We start from the raw sequence: 22,414 nt of genomic DNA on the forward strand, positions 1-22,414 counted from the left end.
TCACAACCGACATTCACAGTCATCAGATGACGATGCACGTAAATATACATCCTCATCCTATGACAGTGCCAACATTGCGTTCATATCTTCTTCTGCCGTTGTAATTAACTTTAGACCAAACATATCTACGAGTACATCCAAGACACCTTCCGATATGAACTCAGGCGGTTTTGGTCCAATTCGAATGTCCTGAATCCCGAGGCTGAACAGGCCAAGCAGGATTGCAACTGCTTTTTGCTCAAACCAGGACAAGACAATGCTGACAGGTAACTCGTTCACGGTACAGCCAAAAGCATCCGCCAAAGCCATTGCAATTTTCACCGTAGAACCGGAATTGTTGCATTGACCCAGATCGATATAACGCGGTATACCCGTGTCTCCAACCGTACCATAATCCACATCGTTGAAGCGGAACTTACCACAGGAAGTCGTCAAAATTACAGTATCTTTCGGCAAGGATGTCGCAAGTTCACGATAGTAGTTGCCACCTTTGCCTGGCGCATCACAACCAGCAATAACGAAGAATCGACGGATATGCCCGTCTTTCACCGCTTGAATAATCTCGGGCGCAAGCCCAATCACGGTCTCATGATGATACCCTGTCGTTAAAACTTGCTCCGACTGTACATTAGCCGCAGGCAGAGACAATGCACGTTCAATCAGCGGTGAGAAGTCATGATCCATGATCTTGGCCACACCCTCCAGACCCGCCACTTCGTAGGAGAAAAAGCGGTCTGCATATGTGCCTTTGATCGGCATAACACAGTTCGTCGTTGCAAGAATAGCACCCGGGAATTGTTCGAAAAGTCTTCTTTGATCGTACCAGGCTTTGCCGATATTACCCTTGAGATGGGCGTATTTCTTCAGCGCCGGATAACCGTGCGCAGGCAACATTTCCGAGTGGGTATAGATGTTGATTCCTTTCCCTTCAGTTTGACGAAGCAACTCCTCCAATGCATACAGATTATGTCCCGTCACCACGATGCACTGTCCTTCAATCTGGTTCTGGCTAACCGTAATCGGTTGCGGTACACCAAAGCGATCCGTGTGCGCACGATCCAACACATCCATAATGCGGATTGCTGCATTACCTACCTTCATCGCCATCTCCAGATGTTCCTGTACATTAAAATTCGAGTTCGTTAATGTCATATATAATGCCTCATGTGTAATCCGATCCACCTCAGGATCAGAATATCCCAACTGGCGTGCATGTGTCGCATAAGCAGCGATGCCTTTTAATGCAAAAATCATCGTATCCTGCAAACTTGCGATTGTTTCGTTTTTGCCGCATACCCCTACCACGGTACACCCGCCACTCGGCGTCTGTTCGCATTGATAACAAAACATATGGTTTCCCCTCCAAACTTAGATTAAACGCAGTTCGTTATGTAATAGCGTAACAGACCCTGATATGAGCTAGTGTGATGGTGCACACAGTTTCTGATTCAACATCTATATTTGGTTCTCCAGATTATCATCCAAACTGGAAATAATAACATTCAAAAAAAGGCATATCTCGAATCATTATGAAAAATACTGTGTACAGCTAAAAACGTATAAATCCATAATCTTAAAAAAATACGAAAATGAAACGATTCTAGATTTTGCCCGTAAGGGTAATACACAGAGAAATCTAATATTCAAGGAGCTGGTCAATTGCAACATTACAGACACAGTGCGGAGGAAACCCTTCAGGATGTACAAAGTTCCTCCAAGGGACTCACGACCTCCGAAGCTGCCAAGAGAATTGAAACGGAAGGATATAACGAGTTAAAAGGTAAAGATGCAACACCAGTCTGGAAATTGTTCCTCGAAAATTTCAAAGATCCGATGGTCATCGTGCTGCTGATTGCAGCCGCGGTACAGGTTGTACTTGGACACCTGATTGAATCATTGATCATATTCCTGGTTATTTTGCTCAACGCAGTGATCAGTGTAGTTCAGACCAAAAAAGCCGAGAGTTCGCTTGACGCGCTGAAACAAATGTCTGCACCCGAAGCCAAGGTCATTCGTGACGGGCAGAAAAAGACTATTCCAGCAAGGGAACTCGTTCCCGGTGATATTGTTATGCTGGATGCAGGTGATTATGTCCCGGCAGACGGGCGTATCCTGGAATCAGGAAGGCTGAAAATCAACGAAGGCATGTTGACCGGAGAATCCGAAGCTGCGGAGAAACACGCCGATGCCATTCCGGATGAAGCGCCTATTGGAGATCGTCGCAATATGGCCTTCAGTGGCTCACTCGTCGTATATGGACGGGGCATGCTTGTCATTACAGGTACAGCTCTCAAAACCGAAATCGGCAAAATTGCCGAACTGATTGAAAATGCCGAAGCCAAGAACACACCATTACAGCGCAAGTTGGAATCATTCAGCAAAAAACTGGGCTTTTTCATCCTAGGCTTGTCGATTCTCATCTTTGGCATCGAAGCCGGTCGTGTATGGTTGACCGAAGGTACGGAGAATATCGGGCCTTCCATCGTAAATGCACTGATGTTTGCCGTTGCTGTTGCCGTTGCTGCCATTCCTGAGGCGTTATCCTCCATTGTGACTATCGTATTGTCACTCGGAACAAATAAGATGGCCAAACAACATGCGATCATTCGCAGACTGCCTGCTGTTGAGGCGCTCGGTTCTGCCAGTATCATCTGTACGGATAAAACCGGAACGCTAACTCAGAATAAGATGACTGTCGTGGATTATTACATTCCCCATGGCACCAAGGACGAATTTCCCGATGATCCCGATCAGTGGTCGGAAGAGGAACGGCGTCTGTTACATATTGCAGTGCTCTGCAATGATTCGAATATTAACCAGGAAGGCAAGGAATTGGGTGATCCAACCGAAGTGGCCCTCATTGCCTTCAGCAACCGGGTGAACAAGGATTACAATGAAATCCGTGACCAGTTCCCGCGTGAAGCTGAGCTTCCTTTTGACTCGGATCGAAAGCTCATGAGTACGGTGCATACCTTCGAGGGACAGACGGCTTTGCTGACCAAAGGTGGACCGGATGTGCTGTTCAGTCGCTGTAGTCATGTGTTTATCAACGGTGAGGTTCAGCCCCTCACACCTGAGATTCGCACACAGTTTGAAGAAAAAAATGAGGCCTTCTCTAAACGTGCCTTCCGTGTGCTGGCCTACGCGTACAAAAAATTCGATGATAAAAACCAGGTCACCATTGATGACGAGCATGATCTGACACTGGTTGGTTTGACAGCGATGATTGACCCACCGCGTGAAGCGGTATACGGTTCTATTGAAGAGTCCAAAAAAGCGGGCATTCGCACCATCATGATCACTGGAGATCACAAAACAACGGCTCAGGCGATCGGTGTGGATATCGGCCTTGCCGAACCGGATGACCTCGCCATTACCGGAGCCGAACTGGACAAAATGTCTGATGAAGAGCTGGATCAACAACTCGAACATATCTCGGTTTACGCAAGGGTATCTCCTGAAAACAAAATCCGGATTGTTCGTGCTTGGCAGCGTAAAGGCAAAGTGGCAGCCATGACCGGAGATGGAGTTAATGACGCACCCGCGCTGAAACAAGCCGACATCGGTGTAGCGATGGGTAGCGGAACAGATGTTGCCAAGGATGCGGCTGCCATGATTCTGACGGATGATAACTTTGTCTCCATCGTGAATGCGGTCAGTGTTGGACGGATGGTATTTGATAACATCAAAAAAGCCATCGCATACCTGTTTGCCGGTAACCTCGGCGCGATTATCGCCATTTTGTTTGCCTTGATTGTCGGCTGGGTTAATCCATTTACGGCCCTTCAGCTACTGTTCATCAATCTGGTGAACGACTCCCTGCCTGCCATTGCTTTGGGTACAGAGAAACCCGAGCCAGATGTCATGCGGCGTAAACCCCGTGACATTAACGAAGGCATCTTCGCAGGTGGAACCCTGCAGGCTGTGATTACACGTGGTGTCCTTATTGGTGCGGCTGTTATTGTGTCCCAATATATCGGACTTGGCATCTCGGAGGAAATCAGTGTGGCTATGGCATTCACAACCTTGATTCTGGCACGCAGTCTGCAAACTTTTGCAGCACGTTCCAACACACAGACCATCTTCCAGGTGGGCTTCATGACCAATAAATTCGTGCTTGGCTCCATTCTGGTATGTCTGTGTCTCTATGCAATCACACTGATTCCAGGTGTTCGCGGTGTATTCGCCATCCCGGATACATTCGGCTGGAATGAGTTCATAATTGCAGGCGGACTTGCACTTGTCGCCGTCATTCTGATGGATGTCATCAAGTGGATTCGCAATCGCGGCAAACAAGTTACTGCGGCGTAAGATCTGCAGTTATACCATGCACAAACAGGCGCCCGTTATCGGAGCGCCTGTTTATTTGCATTTTTTCACAAAGACAAAGAGTACACTTCACAGGCATACTGATGATTTCTAGAGCATCCTCACAAAATGTTTAAGCATTAAGTTGATATCTATATACCAACCAACAGATGGACAGGATAAGGATACATAATCCCCGGGATACCGAGGGGATGGTCGCCGACCAGTTAAACTTTTCTTTCCCTTTTGAACCATTTGTTAATCCGGATGCTATTAAAGCTATTCCAACAATTAAACCGATCTGGGCAAACAACAATAAAAATCCTTCTACCATTTAGATTACTCCCTCACATACTCCGCTATCAATTTGAACATCATTAGCGATTAATAAGTCCGTTTTCTGCGTCTAATTACCCTTGTTTGATGCCAAAAGCGATCCAGCGTCCATCGATATCCTCGATCACAAACTCCTTGTTATTATAGTCTGTATGATTGAGGGCACGTACGATTTTCACATCTGCATTGATCAATTCCTGTTGAAGCTCTTCCTGGTTCTGGGTAATAAAATATGCATCATATCCATAACCATATAACTCTCTGTTGGGTATAACTTTCTGTCCATTGCTTTGGGTTAAAATAATCTCGGTAAGATCACGATACAGGCAGATATGAGGTTCCGCGGCATCGAGATATTCGACGACCCGAAAGCCCATCTTTTCTTCATAAAACTGCGCGGTTCGATTCATATCAAGCGTCGGAAATACGCTATGGGACATTAATAATGCATGAGTCATGGGTATACTCTCCTTCATTTTCAACATGCTAATTACTTACATATCTAGTTACCTAACCGCTGATCCATCTGCTTATGTATGTTCAATGATCATTTTAGTTAAATTCAGGAAATCCGTCTATTGTTTATTATTAATATCTTTCTATGCCATCACATCCGAACGAATTATTATGACATTATTGCCATATTATAAATTTCGGTGTAAAATGATATATTGCTTTTCATCAAATATCTATTAAAAGTTCTATCCGAATTCATATTCATACCCAAGACAGGAATGGTACCGTGAAAGATAAAATTGTCATGCCACTCTGGACATGCTGCTTGTTTATCGTTGTGATGAACACCACCATGTTCAATGTTTCTTTGCCAGTCATTATCCATGATCTGCAGATTACCTCGGACCTGGGGTCTTGGATCATCTCAAGTTATTCGATTGGTTACGCCCTGTCGACGGTGATCTACAGCCGATTGTCAGACCGTATCCCGGTACGCAAACTGTTAACGGTCGGGCTTCTGATCCTGGGGTTATCTTCATTGCTGGGGTTGTTCGCGCATAACTTCGCTATCTTGTTACTGACACGTATTCTGCAATCTGCGGGTGCAGGAGTTATGGCCGGGCTGGGCCTCGTCATTGCAAGTCGTTACATCCCGGTGGAACGACGCGGAGCTGCCATCGCGCTGATCTCATCAGGTAGCGCCATGGCTTTTGGACTTGGCCCCATTGTCGGCGGACTCATTAGCGAGTACTGGGGCTGGAACGGACTTTTTGCCATAACCGTGCTTGTCCTGCTCGCCCTGCCTGTATTGCTCTATTTTCTCCCCCGTGAATCCGTCAAAACAGATCAGCCCTTCGATGTGATTGGTGCCATATTAACCGTCATTAACGCCACTACACTTCTGGTCGCGATCACCCAGCAATCCTGGTTCTGGTTTGCCATCGGCGTTATCTCGCTTCTTGCACACCTCCTGTATATTCGGAAAGCGAGTCTTCCGTTTGTGAATCCACAAGTGTTCCAAACGCCAGGATACACCCGGTTAATCCTTATCGGATTCTGCGTGCTGGTGGTGAATCTGGGCAATCTGTTTTTGATGCCGCTTGTGCTTGCTGATCTATATGGGCGCTCTTCGCTCGCCATTGGTTTGCTGATTGCTCCTGGGGCAATCGTCGCAGCATTCTGCACCCGTTTCGTCGGGCGTTGGATCGACCGTTATGGCAATATGCGATTTATGATCATTGGACACATCCTGCTCGCAGCGGTACTTGCCTTATTTATGCTCGGACTGGATCAATCCGCCTTGATCATTACCAGTGGTTATCTCTTTTTCTCACCGGCACTGTCAGCCTCCATGGCTTCACTGAATAATGAAGCGTCACGTGTGCTGCCCAAAGCGCAAATCGGTTCCGGTATGGGCATGTTACAATTGATTCAGTTCTTCGGTGGTTCGGTGTCTGTAGCCGTATGTGGGCTGCTGCTACACAGTATTCCGGGAGTCTCGGTCGAGCAAGCTTATCATGTGGTGTATGCTTGTCTGTTGCTCGTCTGCGTTGTTTCACTCGGGTTGACCGTCTGGCATAGCAGAGCTTCACGCTCAAGCATTAAACCTGTTACATTGGACAATTGATAATTGATGTTTAAAGTTCAGAACAAAAAGGCCCGCGCCAAGCGCGAGCCTTTTTTAGTTTGGAACAGAATGCCGTTTTTTTAAAGTAGATCACTCAATGAACTTGAATTTACCGGTTAATTTCCTGATTTCGTCCTACAGCAGCATGCCAACTATTTACCGTCCAGTGCAAACTTCCAGGCCTCCATGATGCTAATTGGGGCTTTACTACTGCTCTCGCCGTCACCTTCCTGCGTCCAAAGTGGTGGGTAATACGCAAATACTTGTCCTGTCTGGAGCTGAGACATATCCTCTTGCCAGCCTTTCCAGCGAAAGGTCCGATAGAACTGCTCCAGATCACCATTCGCCAGCCAGTTGATGAAACCTGAATATGCCAGTTCTGTCGATTCCCATTCGAGTGTATCCGGTGCAAAATAATAAATGTGTCCCGTGCGGCCATACTTGCCTGTATCCAGTCCGAAGAAACCACCTGCCGCATCATATGCAACGACCATCATACCTTCCAGTACATCTACCCAAGGTTGCTCACTTACACCATTCCAACTGGTGAGACTCCCCGATGTACTGTCACCACCCGCACCAAGCAGCGTGATCCAGCCATGGTCCAGTACAATACCTTCTGTCTCATAAGCAACAGCCCCCAAATAGGATTTGGTGCTTATTTGCAGACGATAAAGGGTATCCTCTCCAGCTTCTTGTTTTGCTGGAACATACACATATGTATTTTGCCCACTATCCAGGAGTTCCTTAAGTTCTTCCCATGCGTGATTCTCCCGATCTACTAATTCAGCTATCGTTAATGTATTCATGAGCAGTCTCCTCGCTGATTTTATAAGAGCATATCATGGGTTATTAACCCGTTCAAATCTGCTATAATCTATCTTCAAAGCTAAATTCAAGGGGGAAACGATTTGATTCGCGTAGTTATACTTATGATTCCGATTCTGATGTTGCTTGTATCCGGTTGTCAGAATCATACATCTGCCATGAAGGAACCCGTTTCTGTTCAAAAGTCTGATCCCCAGGTCATCCATTACATATCACCCCAAGGAAACGACTCGAATAAAGGAACCATTCAATCTCCGTGGAAAACGTTGCAGCACGCAGCCGACCATGCTTCGCCAGGAAGCACGATTTATTTGCGTGAAGGTGTCTATCATCAGAAAGTCAAAATCACCCGGAGCGGTAATTCTTCCGCTAATCCAACCCTATTTTCAAGTTATCCTCAGGAGCAGGTTATCATTGATGGTAAAGGTTTATCTGTCCGGGGCATTGAAGGGTTGATTGAAATTGAAAATGCTAGTTATATCACGATTCAAAATCTCGAAATTCGTAATTTCACAACCACACTTGGGGGCCAAGTTCCAACCGGGATTTATGTCCACGGAGCAGGTGAGCATATTCAGCTGTTAGGCAACACCATACACGCGATCGCTAGTTACGCAACTCCTGAAGGTCCCGATTTGCGGGGCAGGGATGCCCACGGTATTGCCATATATGGCACAGAGCACCCTCAAGCTTTACGCGATATCATCATCAAGGATAATGAATTGTATGATCTTACACTTGGTTCAAGCGAGTCACTCGCAGTCAACGGTAATGTTGATACCTTTGCCATCCAGGACAATATCATCCATGATTCCGATAATATTGGTATTGATCTGATCGGGTACGAGGGTACGTCCGAGGACGACACGTACGATCAGGCTCGGAACGGCATTGTACGAGGAAACGAAGTATACGATATTACGTCCAATAACAATCCCTCCTACGGTACAGACCTACCCAATGATACCAACTCGGCCGGCGGCATCTACGTAGATGGCGGGAAAGATCATATCATCGACCAGAACCGGGTATATCGGAGCGATATCGGAATTGAGATTGCATCAGAGCATGCCGGACGTTCAACCAGCAACATTACCGTGCGTGATAACCTGATTTATTCCAACAGATTGACGGGTATTGCCATGGGAGGTTATGACGAGGAACGAGGAGCTACCGAGGATAGCAAGATTATGTACAATACACTTGTGGGAAATGATACCCTGAATGCAGGCAATGGACAGTTATTCATGCAGTCACGGACAAAGAACAATACATTCATGCGTAACATTCTCGTATCAGGCAGCTCGGAAGTACTAATATACAACGAATATACTAGCAATACCGGCAATGTGTTTGACCATAATGTCTACTACTCACCAGGTGAGCAGGAAGATGCCCTGTGGGTTTGGAAAAATAAAGCCTACTCCGGCATCGCTGCCTACATCAAGGGATCTGGCAATGATGCACACTCCATATATGTGAACCCGGCATTTATGGATGAACCGAGCGAAGATTTTCGTCCTCAGGCGAACTCTCCGGCTAAGGCGTATGGTTACCTTGCTCCGCGATAAATTAACCCTGAGTCTGCCATCTCAACTTAGTCAATCTTTTACATGCAAATAAAAGGAGCCTGTGCATTTGGGATCATCTCCCTCATCATGCACAGGCTCCTTTTGCTTTCTTTTGATGCAATCCAACTCTTAACTTTTTACCATCTGAGCTGCATGTGTCACCCGGTTTCGTCCTCCGGTTTTGGAGGCATACAGGGCGTTGTCCGCTCTTTGGAACAAGGTCTTTTCCGTATCTTCCTCTACTACAGTGGCCGCACCGATACTCACAGTAATGTTATATTCACCCCAATCGGCTGAAGCAACCTGTGAACGATATCGTTCTGCAATACCAATCGCCTGCTCCCCTTCACAATCTGGAAGAATGACAACAAATTCCTCTCCACCGTAACGTGCAACCACATCCGTACTTCGCGATACCGTTTGCAGCAGCCCTGCCAGATTGCCGAGCACCAGATCTCCGATCGGATGTCCGTACGTATCATTAATGCTTTTGAAATGATCAATGTCCACAACGAGAAGGGAGAAATAACGTTGTTTCTCCTGGAACATCATTAAACTTTCAAGCATTTTTTCCTGGAAAAACCTGCGGTTCTTCAATCCTGTCAACAAGTCGGTGGAGGCCAGTGTCTCCAACTGATCATTCACTTTGATTAACGCCTGCTCTTTAATTTTATATTCCTCATGCAGTCGTTCAAGCTCCTTGTTCGCTTCTTGCGTCGCTTGATACAACTCCTGTAGTTTGGTTTTGGTATGCAAAATATCCTTCTCATGTTCAATTCGCTTACGCATGACTACAACGACACAATCTACCACGCTTTCCCCGTTACGTGTCTGACGAACACCGTTAAGCAGAACAGGAACAGCCTGCTGATCACGGGTACGGAACGTGAAGTACATCTCGTCCACATGTCCATATAACTGGATGTAGGGATAGAAATACGTATGGAAAAACACCTTGTTGCTTACCGACATGGTGGATTCAATATGTTGCCCTATGAGCTCATCGCGTTCATATCCAAGCATCGTAAGCATAGTTTGATTAATCGACTGTACGACGCCCGAATCAGAGATAGAGAAGTATCCACAGGGAGCCAGATCTAATTGTATATCCATGGAATAACTGCCTTTCTTCCGCTTTTTATGCGCTCGTTAAATAATCCTTAATCATTCGGATGGTTTCTTCCGGTTGACTTAGATGCGGATAATGTCCCTTGGCCGTCATCTGTTGCAATCGGCTATTCTTCAGATGAGCGTGTAAATAATCCCCTACTTCTACCGGGGCAATACTGTCATCCGAGCACTGAAGAATTAATGTTGGCACAGTTGCCTGCTCCAGATCAATACGACAGTCCGATAAAAACGTCACTTCGGCAAATTGTCTCGCAATATGCGGATCTCTGGAGCAGAAGCTTTTCTCCAACTCTTCCGTCAGCTCTTTCCGTTCCGGATTGTTCATCACAATGGGTGCCAGATAACTCGCCCACCCAATAAAATTCATCTGCATCATCTCAAGTAATTCATCGATATCATTCCGATCGAAACCTCCATAATAATTCGGCAGATCATTCACGTAACGTGGGGAGGGCCCTAACATTATAATTTTTTTGAAATATTTGGGGTTCTGAATCGATGCCAGCATACCAATCATACTACTGACGGAATGCCCGACAAATATGGTGTCCTTTAGTTCGAGCGCTTCCATAACTTCCAGCACATCCTGGGCGTATCCTTGAAGGTTGCTATATTTGATAGCATCATAATAGTTAATTTGAGATTCGCCAGATCCAACATAATCAAACAACACCACTCGGTAGTTCTCCATAAAACCTGGAATAATGTAACGCCACATATCCTGATCACATCCAAAACCATGAGCAAATACAATCGTTTGGCTACCCGAGCCAAGTACCTTAACATTATTTCTTACAAGTATATCAACAGTCACTACATATCACCTCTCCGAGGTAGTATTCACTTGAATCATTTTATCTGATTATTATACCGGAAAATGTTGGGATATGAATTAAAAATAATTAATAACTTCTCTCATCCACCAAAAAATCATGAACCCCTGCTCTGAATACGCGCTTTACAATCTGACTATCGTCAGGTAAAATCAGTTCAACATGTCGCGCGACAGAGATCAATATTACGGAGGAAAACCATGAGTACTTCAACACATAGCTCTACACCTCAGCAACTCTGGGGAAGATCATTCCTATTTATCATGTTAGCCAACGCATTATTGTTTATGGCATTTGAAATGTTGCTTCCCACCTTGCCTTTGTTTGTCTCAAGTCTTGGTGGCGAAGCCTCCCAAATTGGGCTTGTTACCGGCGTATTTATGTTTTCTGCCATCTTGATTCGACCCTTCACTTCTGTTTTAGCAGCTCGAATAGATAAAAAATATCTATTGATTATCGGCATCACTATCTGTGCATTAATGACAGGCGCATACTACCTATCGTCAGGTATTTGGATGATTCTTGTATTTCGAGTGATCCACGGATTCGGATTTGGTTTGGCAACGACATATTTTGCAACGATTGCCACTGAAAACATACCAAGAGATCGCCGGGGAGAAGGTATGGGGTATTTCGGCGTAGGGGAGACGGTCGCTATATCCATCGGTCCTTTGATTGGAACAAGCCTGTTGTTTAGGTACGACTACCAGAGCCTGTTTATGGGAGGTATGTGCATTTTGCTGTTAGCTCTCCTGATGACTGTGTTTGTATCCAGAAAGCCGAAAACAGGAGGTAGTAGCGAGTCTATGCAAACTCATGTCCCTTCGGTGAAACTGATTGAAAAGAAGGTACTTTTCCCTTCCCTTCTCATTATGCTCGTTGGTATTGCAGCCGGTTCAATCATGTCCTTTGTGGCTTTATTTGCTGCCGAAAGAGGGTTTGAGAATATAGCCTGGTATTTCTTCATCGTCGCCATCGCCAGCTTCGCCGTTCGACTGTTCTCGGGGAAAATGTTTGATCGATGGGGACCAGGTTCCGTGTTGTTACCTTCTGCCGTGTTTGCAATCGCGGGGCTACTGGTTCTGATTATCGCCCAGAGTGATGTGCAATTCCTGATCGCCGGCGCGTTATATGGCTTTGGCTTTGGTGCCATATTCCCGGCCATTCAGACCTGGTGTGTGAATCTTGTAGAAGAACATGAGCATGAAAATGCGATGGCTTCCTTCTTTAATTTTTTTGACCTCGGGATTGGTGGTGGCTCGTTGATCCTGGGCGTAGTGGCTTCTGCATTTTCCTATACGGTGGTGTATGCTATCTCTATAGGCATTTTTGTGGTATATATCTTGTTATATTTGGTATACTCCCAAAAACAGCAGAGGTATGCAGCTCGCCAACTGGAGGTAGACATTGAGTAAAAAACGAATCAAGGAAATTGCCATTCAACATTTTAATCGTCTGGGTTACGAGGGGACCAAGATGGCGCAGATTGCCGAAGAGGCAGGCATTCGCAAACAATCCCTGGCTTATCACTATTCATCCAAAAAAGCGTTATTGCTGGAGTTATATGAGGAAGTTGTGCAGGAGGAACAACAGTTTGTACGCCATTTTTTCAGCGAGTCTGTTACCCAAACTCTGGATCAGCAGTTATATGCCTTTTTGCATGAACACAAAAATCGCTTTCTGACTCACCCAAACGTTGCTTTTATGTATATCTTGTCCTTTATCACACCGCTGGAGGTACATGATTTTGTACTGGCCCAGTATCGAACGTACCTCGGGACACTGAAGGAAGAGCTGGCAGCCGTATTTACCAGACATTCCGATATACGCCTGAGTCCGGAAGAAGCCACCTTAGCTTTTGTCACCGTGATGGATGGATTGGATGTACAGCTCGTGTATGAGACACGGCAATCCTATGAACAAGCTTTGGCGATCACCTGGAATGTCTTCTGGTCAGGCATCCAGCGTTAACGAATCGATTATGATGAGACTACACAAATAAGAGGGGCGTCCCGCCAGCCATGTTGATGACTTTTGGGACAACCCCTCTATTTCTTTATTTCACAGTTAGGATCACACGTTGATAATGCTTCAACTGATGCTCTCCATCATCCTGTACTTCGGCAACGATATGAAGGGTATCACCCGATTTGGCATCGTCAGGAACGGTGAATGTCACCGCTTCGGTGTCACTGCCCTGCAATTTTATCGTATCCACCTGCTCATCCTTAGCAAGTTCACGATGTAATCCAAGCTGCAGATCACCCGCCATTTCAGGCTGAACTTTGTTCGGTGTTACTTTGGAATCCTCATAAGTGTCCGCTTCGAAATATCTCCACCACGTATAGGTCAGTTGATCTCCATCCGGGTCTTTACCCTCCGCGTGAAGAGTCACTTCCTCCCCAGGACTAACACTTAGATCCACCCCTTCCTTAATCGTTAAAGACGGATTATGGTTGGCACCTTCGTAAGTGTCTGCAACTGCCCAGTCTGCACGTGCTGCAAAATCATCCTGCACATCGTCAAACCATCTCATCAGAGAGTATTCGGCTTCATAGCGTTTGGTGTAGGGATCGTAATCAAGCACATTGTTTCTAAACAGCTTGTCGTTCACAACTCCAAAGCGTCCACCCCAACCGCCGTAGGAAGGGTCTTCCATACTGCGCAGCCCATTATCGATCAGATAAAAGAAGGATGGAGAATCGCCCTCGGATATAAAATCGTACTTGTCATATTGTGGGTTGTTCTTGAGATACTCAGCACTTCCCCGTTGTTCTTCGGCTAGTTCGCCTTCGATCATTTTACCATCACCCATCGATGCATACATATCCATCAGCTTGCCATGTCCGTTCAGAATATTCTTGACCATCCAGTCGCCATGAAGCTTACTGTTCACTTCTTCGGCATGCATCTTCCATGCATAAGCAAAATGCCAGAAATTCGATTGGTCGTTGAGAATACGGATATCCGGCCAATTCTTCGCAATGTATTCGTTGTAGCTGTCATCCTGATCGAGGATGATGTACAGGACCAGTTTGTCGCTCACTTTTTTGCGAATCGTATCCCACTCGGCCGTATCTTTGTACTGTTCTTCAATCGATTTTAGCGCTCTGGCTGTGGTATTCGTGCCCCCCCATGTCTGAACAATCAGGTCTCGGGAGTCATCATCGAGGAAAAGAGTTTCGAGGAACTCGGAACCTTCGGTTTCCTTCTCCATCTCCCCTTTATCGGAAATATTACCGATCTTGGTCATCGCTCGAAGCTGTTCCGGCTCCGGGTACCCATCCGCATGTTTGGACAAATTTGGGTAAATCTCGCCATAGGCATCGATCATGTCGTACACCCACTGTGTGCCTGTCCAGCGGAAGGGTTTGATCCCCGCTTCCTCGTCTCCAGCATAATGATACACCGAGCTGGTCAGTACAATTCCCGCAAGGTCCATTTCATTCGAATATAAGAGGAAACGAATGACGGAGTTCATATCATCCACTTCACCGTCAGTTGTAATCACTGTTCTGCCTTTGGCAGCTTGGTTGTTTGCAGGTTCCTGGGTTTCATTCTCTGTCTGCTCTGTCGCCTGATTCGGTGTGTCACTCGCGGTTTGTGGCGCTTTGGATGCGCATCCACTAATCACCAGGATGATACTGAGACAACCTGCGGCAAAACCGTTTAACCATTTTCTCTTGTTCATAATGCTCCCCTTTCTTCTGTACAGCGTGATGTTAGTGTTGGGTTGGAAATAAGTACGTCCTCTGTTTTTTCTATCCTTAATATGGACCGTAGAATGCAAAAAAACCCGAACAACATTATGAATGGAACAAAGTCCACACATAGTGATGTTCAGGTTTTGCCTGCCCGAAGCAGTAACAATCCTTATTTGAGTGAAAGTATATCATGTCCACTCATGAATGTAAACGTATTCAAATGTTTTTTGAATTTATCTTTGATATAGTATAATGCTTATAGCCAAGAATTAAACGAATCGGCCTGTTATTATACCAATGTTATTAGGAGGACTCAAACATCATGCAACAACTGGATGCGGCCTTGAGCCGTTTGGTGGAACAGCAGGATTTATATAATGAAGCTTATGGACTTTTCAAAAATCATGATCTGCGTCCCCGCGAACAATATCACCAGCCGGAAGTGGATACACGAATACCTCTTTCTCCAGAACTTCAGTATCTGTACAGTCATTATGAAATGATGGATGCGGATGCGGAAGGTACACTCAAAATGAAAAATGCTGCAGTTGAAATCGGTGATGCCGCACTTATTTCCTTTGTCGCACCTGAACATCTGCTTCGTCAGCAACTGGGGTTCCGCTGGATTGGCATGAATGAACCTTATGAGGAGTCCTCCACTTGGCCAAAAACTCACGTTGTCATCGCAAACTTTAACGATGATCCGTTAATTGTAGATGTGGAAGCACCAAACTCTCCCGTATATGCCGCTTTTACAGGTGGAGAACCAAACCGTGTTGCTGATTCACTATCAGACTTTTTCAGTGCACTAGCCATCCTGATTGAAGCGGCGCGCACCTATGCCGGAGAAGTAAAAGATGAAGAAACCTATGAAACCAAGCCCGAGTATCTGGAGCAAGTGGAACCTTTATTGCAAGATCTGTTGGGAGAAGAATATACCGCTCATCTTTTCGAGTATCTGTCATTTTGTTAAAACGGTGAATTGAAGGAATTGGAGGGGCGTCCATATGATCTATGTAGCCTTGTTGCGGGGCATAAATGTAGGCGGGAACAATAAAATCAATATGAAACAGCTGAAAGAAACGTTTGAACAAGCAGGCATGCTGGATGTCGTTACCTACATCAATTCTGGCAATATTATTTTTGCCGATCATCAGGAACATGCCAATGCGAATGTGGAGATATCCCATGTGTTAGAGCAGGCCATCGCCGCCGATTTTGGCTTACAGATCAGGGTAATGGTGCGGAATATGGATGAAATTCAATCCGTTATTCAGGCGCTGCCAGAAGAATGGGTTAATGATGACACAGCCAAAAGTGATGTGATGTTCCTCTGGGATGAGATCAATGAGCCCTCCGTGCTGGACCAGCTGCCCATCAAACCGGAAATTGGTACACTGATCTATGTTCCCGGAGCGATTTTATATTCAGTCAGCAGAGAAGATGCGTCCAAAAGTGGCATGAACAAGCTTGTGGGTTCCAAAGTCTATGCTTATATGACGGTTAGAAATGTGAATACCACACGTAAGATCTATGCCCTGATGCAAGCAGCAGCAGAGAAATAATACAGACAGGTGGAGATGATGCCACGCAGCTTGTGGCAATTGGAGGTAGTCTAATGAACAGAGCATGGACATTAAACGTCAGCGTCCGATCCGTAGAGCGGGAACCATTCTGGTATGCACCCCAGACTCCCTGGCAGATACAGGGACAAGGTTTTCGAGTGAAATTCTATACCAATAGGGCAATCGACTTGCTTGCTCAAGATCAACTGCTTGTTACCGTTGGTGAGGAAGGTACCGCGAACTGGGCTGCTTTTATCGGAACAGTCGTGGAATGCGAACCAGACTCTCTCCTGCTCTATACAAGTCCTCAGTACGAGGCACAGTTAATGGATATTCGGAGGTTGGAACGTGAATTTTCTCCTTTGGCTTCCATTCTCGGAGCGCAACATGTAATCGAAACTCTGGGCTATTTCCCTCCCTTCCATTATGACGAAATTACGGATGTGCAGCTGGAAACAGTCCAAAATATACAATCCCTCTCTCTTGTGCTAACGCATAATGCTGATAAGGAATGGGAACAGCAGGTGCACTTCCATTTTGAACATATTCAGCAAGAGATGTTCTCCCCTGTGGAGGCATCTAACGTTTGTTTACAGCTAAGTTTCACTAATGCAGCCGATCAGATTCGTGTTAACTTGGATGCCGTATCCGGCTTCTCCGCTACATTCCTATGCAGCACAATTCATATTCAATTCCATTAACCCGGTTATGTAAAAAATCCCTTCATGGGACAACATGACAAAACATCTTTACAGATGTTCTTCCATGCCTATTACCATAAAGGGATAGCTCAACTTCTTCAGCTACACATTTTGCATCTGGTTTAGTCAATCTGAATGCGTCTGCGAGATTGATCATCACCAGGACGTTTTGGAATCTCGAGCTTCAGCACACCTTCTTCCAATTTGGCCTTAATATGCTCCTCATCAATATGATCAACATAGAATCGCCGGATAAATTCGCCGGAACGGCGCTCCTGCCGTATGATTCGATTGGAGTCATCCTTCTGCTCCACTATATCATTGCGTTTGGCACGAATAATCAATTCATTACCTTGAACCTGAATGTCTATGTCCTCTTTGGCAATGCCCGGAAGCTCGGCTTCTACCGAATATTTGTCTTCTTCCTCACGAATGTCAGTCCGGAATGGCTGGGAGCCAGTTCCAAAAGGGGAGAGGAATGAGTTCTCAACCATGTCATTGAAGGATTTCAACATGTGTCCGAACGGGTCTTCATTTCGTTTACGAAACGGAATCAGATCAAACATGAAAATCATCTCCTTTTGTGTGGTTGGTTTATTGGTGTTGCTTACATTGATTATTATAATACCCTTGCAAATAAGGCTCAAAGTCCGTAAAAGACCAAAAAAAACGATTTTCTTTCATCATGGTTCACTATTTTAAAATAGATCCTTTTTTCTTTTATTTTGACCTTATTTGATCTTCTGACTTTGTCTGACTATAACGAATGAATGGGGTCCGTTACAGTATTGGATTCATTCTTCCTCATTCCCAGCATCATGATTGCCAGCAAGACAACCAGAACAGCTACGAGCATAAATGGAACATGTTTGTCCACCTGATAAAGTGTCGTTGTAAGTAAAGGCGTAATGACGGCGGATATCCCCTGAATCGCTGCTACCAATCCCGCTGCACCTCCCTGTTGTTCTTTGCTAACTGCCAGCGAAGCACCTGCCATGAACCCCGGCATCATCAGACCCGAACCCATGCCAAACAGGAAAAACGAGAAATAATACATGGATAACACATTGAAGATCAAAAACAGGATCATGCTTGCGATCAGGAAAAGGGACCCGAACAAAATCATTGGGCGTGGCTTCCATTTCAACCATTTCATCTGAATGACCTGCATGATCAACATCGCTGCTCCAGAGAACATGAGTCCAAACGAAACCATTCGGGCCGTCCCCGCTGAGGATAGAGCCAGTTGATCCTGAAAATAAAATCCCCCGACAACCTGTAGTGTCATGATACCCATCATCGTGACTAAGCCGGCAGCAAGGTACATTCGTAAACCACGTTGGAACGGGTTGACTTTAGGCGGTTCTGCCTGAATGACCGGTTTGGCTGCCGGGATTAACAACAAGGCAATAATAAACGCAGCTATCGCTATAAAAATGCCAAAATAAAGCGGCCAAAGCAGACCGATAAGCGTAAAAGCTCCTGCAATCGCAGGTCCAAATACAAGGCCCAGTCCATTCGCAGCACTGATAATCGCCATTCCACTTCCCCGCTCTTCACCTTCTGTCACATCACCTATATAGGCTTGGGCAGAAGACAGCACCGCCGGAATGAACATGCCGATCAGACTGCGCGTCACAATCAGAAGGGTTAACAGGAGCCCCCCTCCGATCCATGCATTTAATCCCCCGTACAATGCCAGTGCAAATAATGCACAGCTCACAGACATACCTATGAATCCAATCAATATGATGGGTTTTCTTCCTCTTATATCACTCCATCTGCCCCATACCGGAGCCATGACAGCCATCATAATGGACCCAAGCGAGATAATAAGACCGGAATGGCTTTCTTTCATGCCCAACTCGCGAATAAGTGGTGGCATAATGGGTGCAATTAGCATCAGACCCAACATGGCTGCAAATACGCTAAAAAAAATACTTCCTCTGATTCTATTCATGTTTGTACACTCCTCTATATTTCAGTACAGTACCCACTGTACCTGGAGTATACAAGGCTGAGAAAATCCCCACTGCCTCTATACGGAACAATTCACGGCAAGACGGATTTATTAATAAATCTTTTTCATCTCGGAAGGCTTCACGCCGAATTTGCGATAAAATTGCTGCGAAAAGGCACTGACATTGCTGTAACCGACCGCAATCGCGGCCTCGGTGACGTTGTTATTCTGATTGCGCAGCAACTTCATGGCGTTGTCGAGACGAACCTGACGCAAATATTCGAAGACCGTGCTTCCGAAAAGTGCCTTGAATCCTTTTTTTAATTTAAAATCGTTAAGTCCTACTTGTCTGGACAATGCTAGCAAAGAGGGAGGATCTATCATACAGGCCTCCATAATCTCCCGTGCCGTATGTAACTTCCGGATGTCCTCTCTGGAGAGTCCCGCGGGGATTGGCGCCAGATCAAACAGTTGGATCATAAATCGATTCAAGATCTCCAACGCTGTCGCTTCCATCATTAAGGATGATCGATAACTGTTGTTTAATTCCACAATCAAATTGTCGATCATCGTTCGTATCCGGTCATCCAATTGAAATACAATTGGCTTAAACATTTTTCGTCCCAACACCTGATTAAACGCAATCGGCTTAAAACTGCCCAGTTGCGCCGCAGCATAATTGAACAGAGAAACTGGAATCCCCAGCGAAAAAGACGTATACAGCTCCCTTGCCGGAGGATGGAACCACGCTTCGAAATCATGCATAAAAATAAGGGCCCCTTGCCCTATCGATAATGAATAATCCTGACCGGATATATCCACATGTCGCTCTCCTGACAAGGCAAATTGCAATTCCACAATGGGTGTCTCAGACGCAAAATACGTAGGATAAGGCTGATGATATTCAACCTGGGAATATAAAATCTCAATGCCACTGTATGTTGTCACTCTTTTGACCTTACCGCTACCCGCCTTGGGAGAGAGCAGATACGTGTGTTCATCTTGCTGACTGTAAGGTTCCTGGGTCAGGTAATGCTGATATACTACGCCTAATGCATCATCCGTGCGCATGGGTATTCACCTCGCCTATATCTTGATCAGACTTGTCAGTAAAGAAAGTCCGAATTAATTGATAATGATTCTCAATTATAATTTTAGCGTATTTTCTCCCGTTCGACCAGTCTTATATAGTATGAAGGTTCACTTCTGCTTTTTTCTTCATGTGGCAACATCATTTTATACACTAACTTACATATCCAATTTGGAAAAATATCTCTTATTTAACCTTTTACACAAATCGCAGACTTCTCTTACCTTACCTTAACATTAGCTCCCTATACTAAAACAATTGTATAACTCATTACACAAGAAACGATAAAGGGGATCTGGAACATTGAAAAAGAGAAATCAATGGCTCGCCGTTCTGTCGATGACTGCCATTCTTACCGCAGGAGCAACCAGCTACACATCCATGATTCATGCCGCTGACGCAACTAAACCCGCCAACGATCATGTCGTACTGCGCACAGCCATCCAAAATATGCAGGGTACGGTCACATGGAACGGAAGCAGTCGCAGTGTTGATATCCAGATCGCAGATACTAAAGTACAACTTCCTATAGGAACGTCATCAGCCACCATCAACGGTGTGAAAACTCCTTTGGACAGTAAAAGCTACATCACCAAAGGTACAACGTATGTATCTCCCCAAACACTAAAATTAATTACGGATCAACTGATCCTGAAACAAAATAAAACCGGTTTTGAACAGACCGCATCGTTTCAGATGCCTGGAGGAAAAGCAGAAATATCAGCATCTACGCCAGATGGGCAGCGCCTGCTCGTAACCGAAGCGGACAATGGCAGCATTTCCGTACTGGACATTGCTGATCTGAAAAACATCAATGTATTGAAAACGGTCAGCTTCCATGACCTCTCCGCCAAAGCTGAAGTCACAAGCGTAACCGTGTCCAAAGATGGCAAATATGGTCTTGCAGTTATTCGCACAGGGGATACGGACAGTGAAGCAAACAAAGGGTTACTTGCCATTGTGGATCTGACAACCTACAAAACCGTCAAAACGTATGAGCTGGGCATTGGTCCTGACTCGATTGCACTGTCACCTGACGGTCTGCATGCGGTTATAGCGATAGAGGATGAAGAGCTGAATAAAGCTGCGGATGAAATTGACTATGCCAACACCAAACGTCCGGGTAGCATTATGGTTGTATCTTTTGCTGGCGGGAACGTATTGGAGGGTGAGATCACCAACTTGCCAGTATCTCTGGACAATGTAGAAGGCGCCATCTATCCGCATGATCCACAACCAGAGTATGTTGCTATTAGTCCAGATAGTAAAACAGCAGCCATCACGCTACAGGAAAACAATGTCGTTGCCATCGTAGATCTGGAGACAAAAAAAATCAGCTCAATCTTCGCTCTGGGTACCACTTCACATCAAGCAGATCTGAAAGATGATGGTATCGTTCAGTTTAAAGAGACGTTGACCGCTCGTTATGAACCGGATGGGATTGCTTTCTCGGCAGATGGCAAATACCTGCTGACAGCTAATGAAGGGGATTTGGGCAAGAATGAATTTGAGGATGGTGTAAAAGCAGGCGGACGTAATATCGCTGTCTGGGATCTGCAAGGCCAGCGGATGTACGATAGCCAGAACCTCATTGACGAGGCAACAGCTATGGTCGGCTTGTATCCCGATGATCGCAGTCCCAACAAGGGAAGTGAAGTGGAGAATCTGACCGTTGCTACTGTAGAAGGCAAAACGTATGCCGCTGTAGCTTCCGAACGGGCAGATGCCATTTTGTTCTTTGATCTTGCTGATCCGGTCAATCCGGACTACCTGGGTCTGATTCCTACAGCTGGAGAATCACCAGAGGGAATTCATCGTGTTAACGGACGCAGCCTGTTTGTGAGTGCAGATGAAAGTACTGGAACCCTTAGTTTTTTTGCCAAGAAATAGATCAAGTGTCCTTAGTATGTAAAGGCTGAAATGAGCGGTTTCACGTTATATAGAGTAGGTGGGGGCGTAGAGCCCCTATCCTCTCATACTATTGTACGCGCTATTCCACGTACCCACATATAATGCTGCAAAGGTTATCGACGCTTCATATTTTCCAATTCCCGCCTGTTCCGCTCTACTTCCTCTTGTAACACTCGTACTTCCATCCTTAATGCGGATACTTCCTCTTTGACGCCAGACCTTTTCATCCCAAGATAGAAAACCAGATATAATACAAGACCAATCATAATAAAGAAAATTAATAGCGTTATAATACCTGCAATACCAAAATTACTAACTCCATCCATAATGCACGTTTTCCCCTTTCCCATATCTTATTAATTTATATTTACAACAATACCATATTTAAGTATA

At 45.4% G+C, this 22,414-nt stretch carries 19 protein-coding genes; 9 read left to right on the forward strand and 10 right to left on the reverse strand.

The window, feature by feature from the left end:
* Nucleotides 1-57 precede the first annotated feature (57 nt).
* Nucleotides 58-1,350: a hydroxylamine reductase gene (gene hcp / locus MHH25_RS22045; RefSeq protein ID WP_340018056.1), complete on the reverse strand. Its 1,293-nt coding sequence runs from the start codon at nt 1,348-1,350 to the stop codon at nt 58-60.
* A gap of 309 nt (nt 1,351-1,659) precedes the next feature.
* Between hcp and MHH25_RS22050 the strand changes: the two genes are divergently transcribed.
* Nucleotides 1,660-4,311 (forward strand): cation-translocating P-type ATPase, encoded by a 2,652-nt coding sequence (locus tag MHH25_RS22050; RefSeq protein WP_340018058.1) that lies wholly within the window; start codon nt 1,660-1,662, stop codon nt 4,309-4,311.
* A 407-nt stretch (nt 4,312-4,718) separates the two neighbouring features.
* Here MHH25_RS22050 and MHH25_RS22055 read toward each other — a convergent pair whose 3' ends face one another.
* Nucleotides 4,719-5,102 (reverse strand): VOC family protein, encoded by a 384-nt coding sequence (locus tag MHH25_RS22055; RefSeq protein WP_192133516.1) that lies wholly within the window; start codon nt 5,100-5,102, stop codon nt 4,719-4,721.
* Between the two features lie 284 nt (nt 5,103-5,386).
* Between MHH25_RS22055 and MHH25_RS22060 the strand changes: the two genes are divergently transcribed.
* Complete coding sequence (locus MHH25_RS22060) at nt 5,387-6,727, forward strand: MFS transporter (RefSeq protein WP_340018060.1); 1,341 nt, start codon at nt 5,387-5,389, stop codon at nt 6,725-6,727.
* A 152-nt stretch (nt 6,728-6,879) separates the two neighbouring features.
* Here the strand turns inward: MHH25_RS22060 and MHH25_RS22065 are convergent, their stop codons facing one another.
* Nucleotides 6,880-7,536, reverse strand: coding sequence for a DUF2625 domain-containing protein (locus tag MHH25_RS22065; RefSeq protein WP_036668639.1), 657 nt, complete (start codon nt 7,534-7,536; stop codon nt 6,880-6,882).
* A gap of 102 nt (nt 7,537-7,638) precedes the next feature.
* Between MHH25_RS22065 and MHH25_RS22070 the strand changes: the two genes are divergently transcribed.
* Nucleotides 7,639-9,126, forward strand: coding sequence for a DUF5123 domain-containing protein (locus tag MHH25_RS22070; protein WP_340018062.1), 1,488 nt, complete (start codon nt 7,639-7,641; stop codon nt 9,124-9,126).
* Between the two features lie 129 nt (nt 9,127-9,255).
* Here the strand turns inward: MHH25_RS22070 and MHH25_RS22075 are convergent, their stop codons facing one another.
* Nucleotides 9,256-10,239, reverse strand: coding sequence for a sensor domain-containing diguanylate cyclase (locus tag MHH25_RS22075; protein ID WP_340018064.1), 984 nt, complete (start codon nt 10,237-10,239; stop codon nt 9,256-9,258).
* Between the two features lie 25 nt (nt 10,240-10,264).
* Nucleotides 10,265-11,071, reverse strand: a complete 807-nt coding sequence (locus MHH25_RS22080) for an alpha/beta hydrolase (RefSeq protein ID WP_036617433.1) — start codon at nt 11,069-11,071, stop codon at nt 10,265-10,267.
* A 219-nt stretch (nt 11,072-11,290) separates the two neighbouring features.
* Here MHH25_RS22080 and MHH25_RS22085 point away from each other — a divergent pair, with 219 nt between their 5' ends.
* Both MHH25_RS22085 and MHH25_RS22090 read left to right on the forward strand, forming a co-directional pair.
* Nucleotides 11,291-12,505 carry an MFS transporter gene (locus MHH25_RS22085; RefSeq protein ID WP_340018066.1) on the forward strand — a complete coding sequence of 405 codons (1,215 nt, stop codon included), beginning with the start codon at nt 11,291-11,293 and terminating at the stop codon, nt 12,503-12,505.
* Nucleotides 12,498-13,061, forward strand: coding sequence for a TetR/AcrR family transcriptional regulator (locus MHH25_RS22090; protein ID WP_340018068.1), 564 nt, complete (start codon nt 12,498-12,500; stop codon nt 13,059-13,061). Before MHH25_RS22085 ends, MHH25_RS22090 begins: the two co-directional genes overlap by 8 nt.
* A gap of 85 nt (nt 13,062-13,146) precedes the next feature.
* On the opposite strand, the gene MHH25_RS22095 is transcribed toward MHH25_RS22090, so the two are convergent.
* Complete coding sequence (locus MHH25_RS22095; protein WP_340018069.1) at nt 13,147-14,781, reverse strand: nucleoside hydrolase-like domain-containing protein; 1,635 nt, start codon at nt 14,779-14,781, stop codon at nt 13,147-13,149.
* 335 nt (nt 14,782-15,116) lie between these two features.
* On the opposite strand from MHH25_RS22095, the gene MHH25_RS22100 reads away from it, so the two are divergent.
* From MHH25_RS22100 to MHH25_RS22110, 3 genes are read left to right on the forward strand one after another with little or no spacing between them, the layout of a single operon-like run.
* The gene (locus MHH25_RS22100) at nt 15,117-15,767 is read left to right on the forward strand and encodes a hypothetical protein (RefSeq protein WP_340018071.1); all 651 of its coding nucleotides are present in this window, start codon (nt 15,117-15,119) and stop codon (nt 15,765-15,767) included.
* 34 nt (nt 15,768-15,801) lie between these two features.
* Complete coding sequence (locus MHH25_RS22105; RefSeq protein ID WP_101315000.1) at nt 15,802-16,359, forward strand: DUF1697 domain-containing protein; 558 nt, start codon at nt 15,802-15,804, stop codon at nt 16,357-16,359.
* A 53-nt stretch (nt 16,360-16,412) separates the two neighbouring features.
* Entirely contained in the window at nt 16,413-17,060 is a 648-nt protein-coding gene (locus MHH25_RS22110) for an Imm50 family immunity protein (RefSeq protein WP_076252783.1), read from the forward strand.
* A gap of 122 nt (nt 17,061-17,182) precedes the next feature.
* Here MHH25_RS22110 and MHH25_RS22115 read toward each other — a convergent pair whose 3' ends face one another.
* The 3 genes from MHH25_RS22115 to MHH25_RS22125 form a co-directional block, all read right to left on the reverse strand.
* Nucleotides 17,183-17,626, reverse strand: a complete 444-nt coding sequence (locus MHH25_RS22115; RefSeq protein ID WP_036617413.1) for an Hsp20/alpha crystallin family protein — start codon at nt 17,624-17,626, stop codon at nt 17,183-17,185.
* A 191-nt stretch (nt 17,627-17,817) separates the two neighbouring features.
* Nucleotides 17,818-19,020 (reverse strand): MFS transporter, encoded by a 1,203-nt coding sequence (locus MHH25_RS22120; RefSeq protein ID WP_340018072.1) that lies wholly within the window; start codon nt 19,018-19,020, stop codon nt 17,818-17,820.
* Nucleotides 19,021-19,131: 111 nt separating this feature from the next.
* Entirely contained in the window at nt 19,132-20,091 is a 960-nt protein-coding gene (locus MHH25_RS22125; RefSeq protein WP_338706730.1) for an AraC family transcriptional regulator, read from the reverse strand.
* A gap of 322 nt (nt 20,092-20,413) precedes the next feature.
* On the opposite strand from MHH25_RS22125, the gene MHH25_RS22130 reads away from it, so the two are divergent.
* Complete coding sequence (locus MHH25_RS22130; RefSeq protein ID WP_340018074.1) at nt 20,414-22,000, forward strand: stalk domain-containing protein; 1,587 nt, start codon at nt 20,414-20,416, stop codon at nt 21,998-22,000.
* Nucleotides 22,001-22,134: 134 nt separating this feature from the next.
* Here MHH25_RS22130 and MHH25_RS22135 read toward each other — a convergent pair whose 3' ends face one another.
* Complete coding sequence (locus tag MHH25_RS22135; RefSeq protein WP_036617403.1) at nt 22,135-22,347, reverse strand: hypothetical protein; 213 nt, start codon at nt 22,345-22,347, stop codon at nt 22,135-22,137.
* Nucleotides 22,348-22,414: the final 67 nt, after the last annotated feature.

The organism is Paenibacillus sp. FSL H3-0457, from assembly GCF_037981725.1.
Taxonomy (GTDB): domain Bacteria; phylum Bacillota; class Bacilli; order Paenibacillales; family Paenibacillaceae; genus Paenibacillus; species Paenibacillus amylolyticus.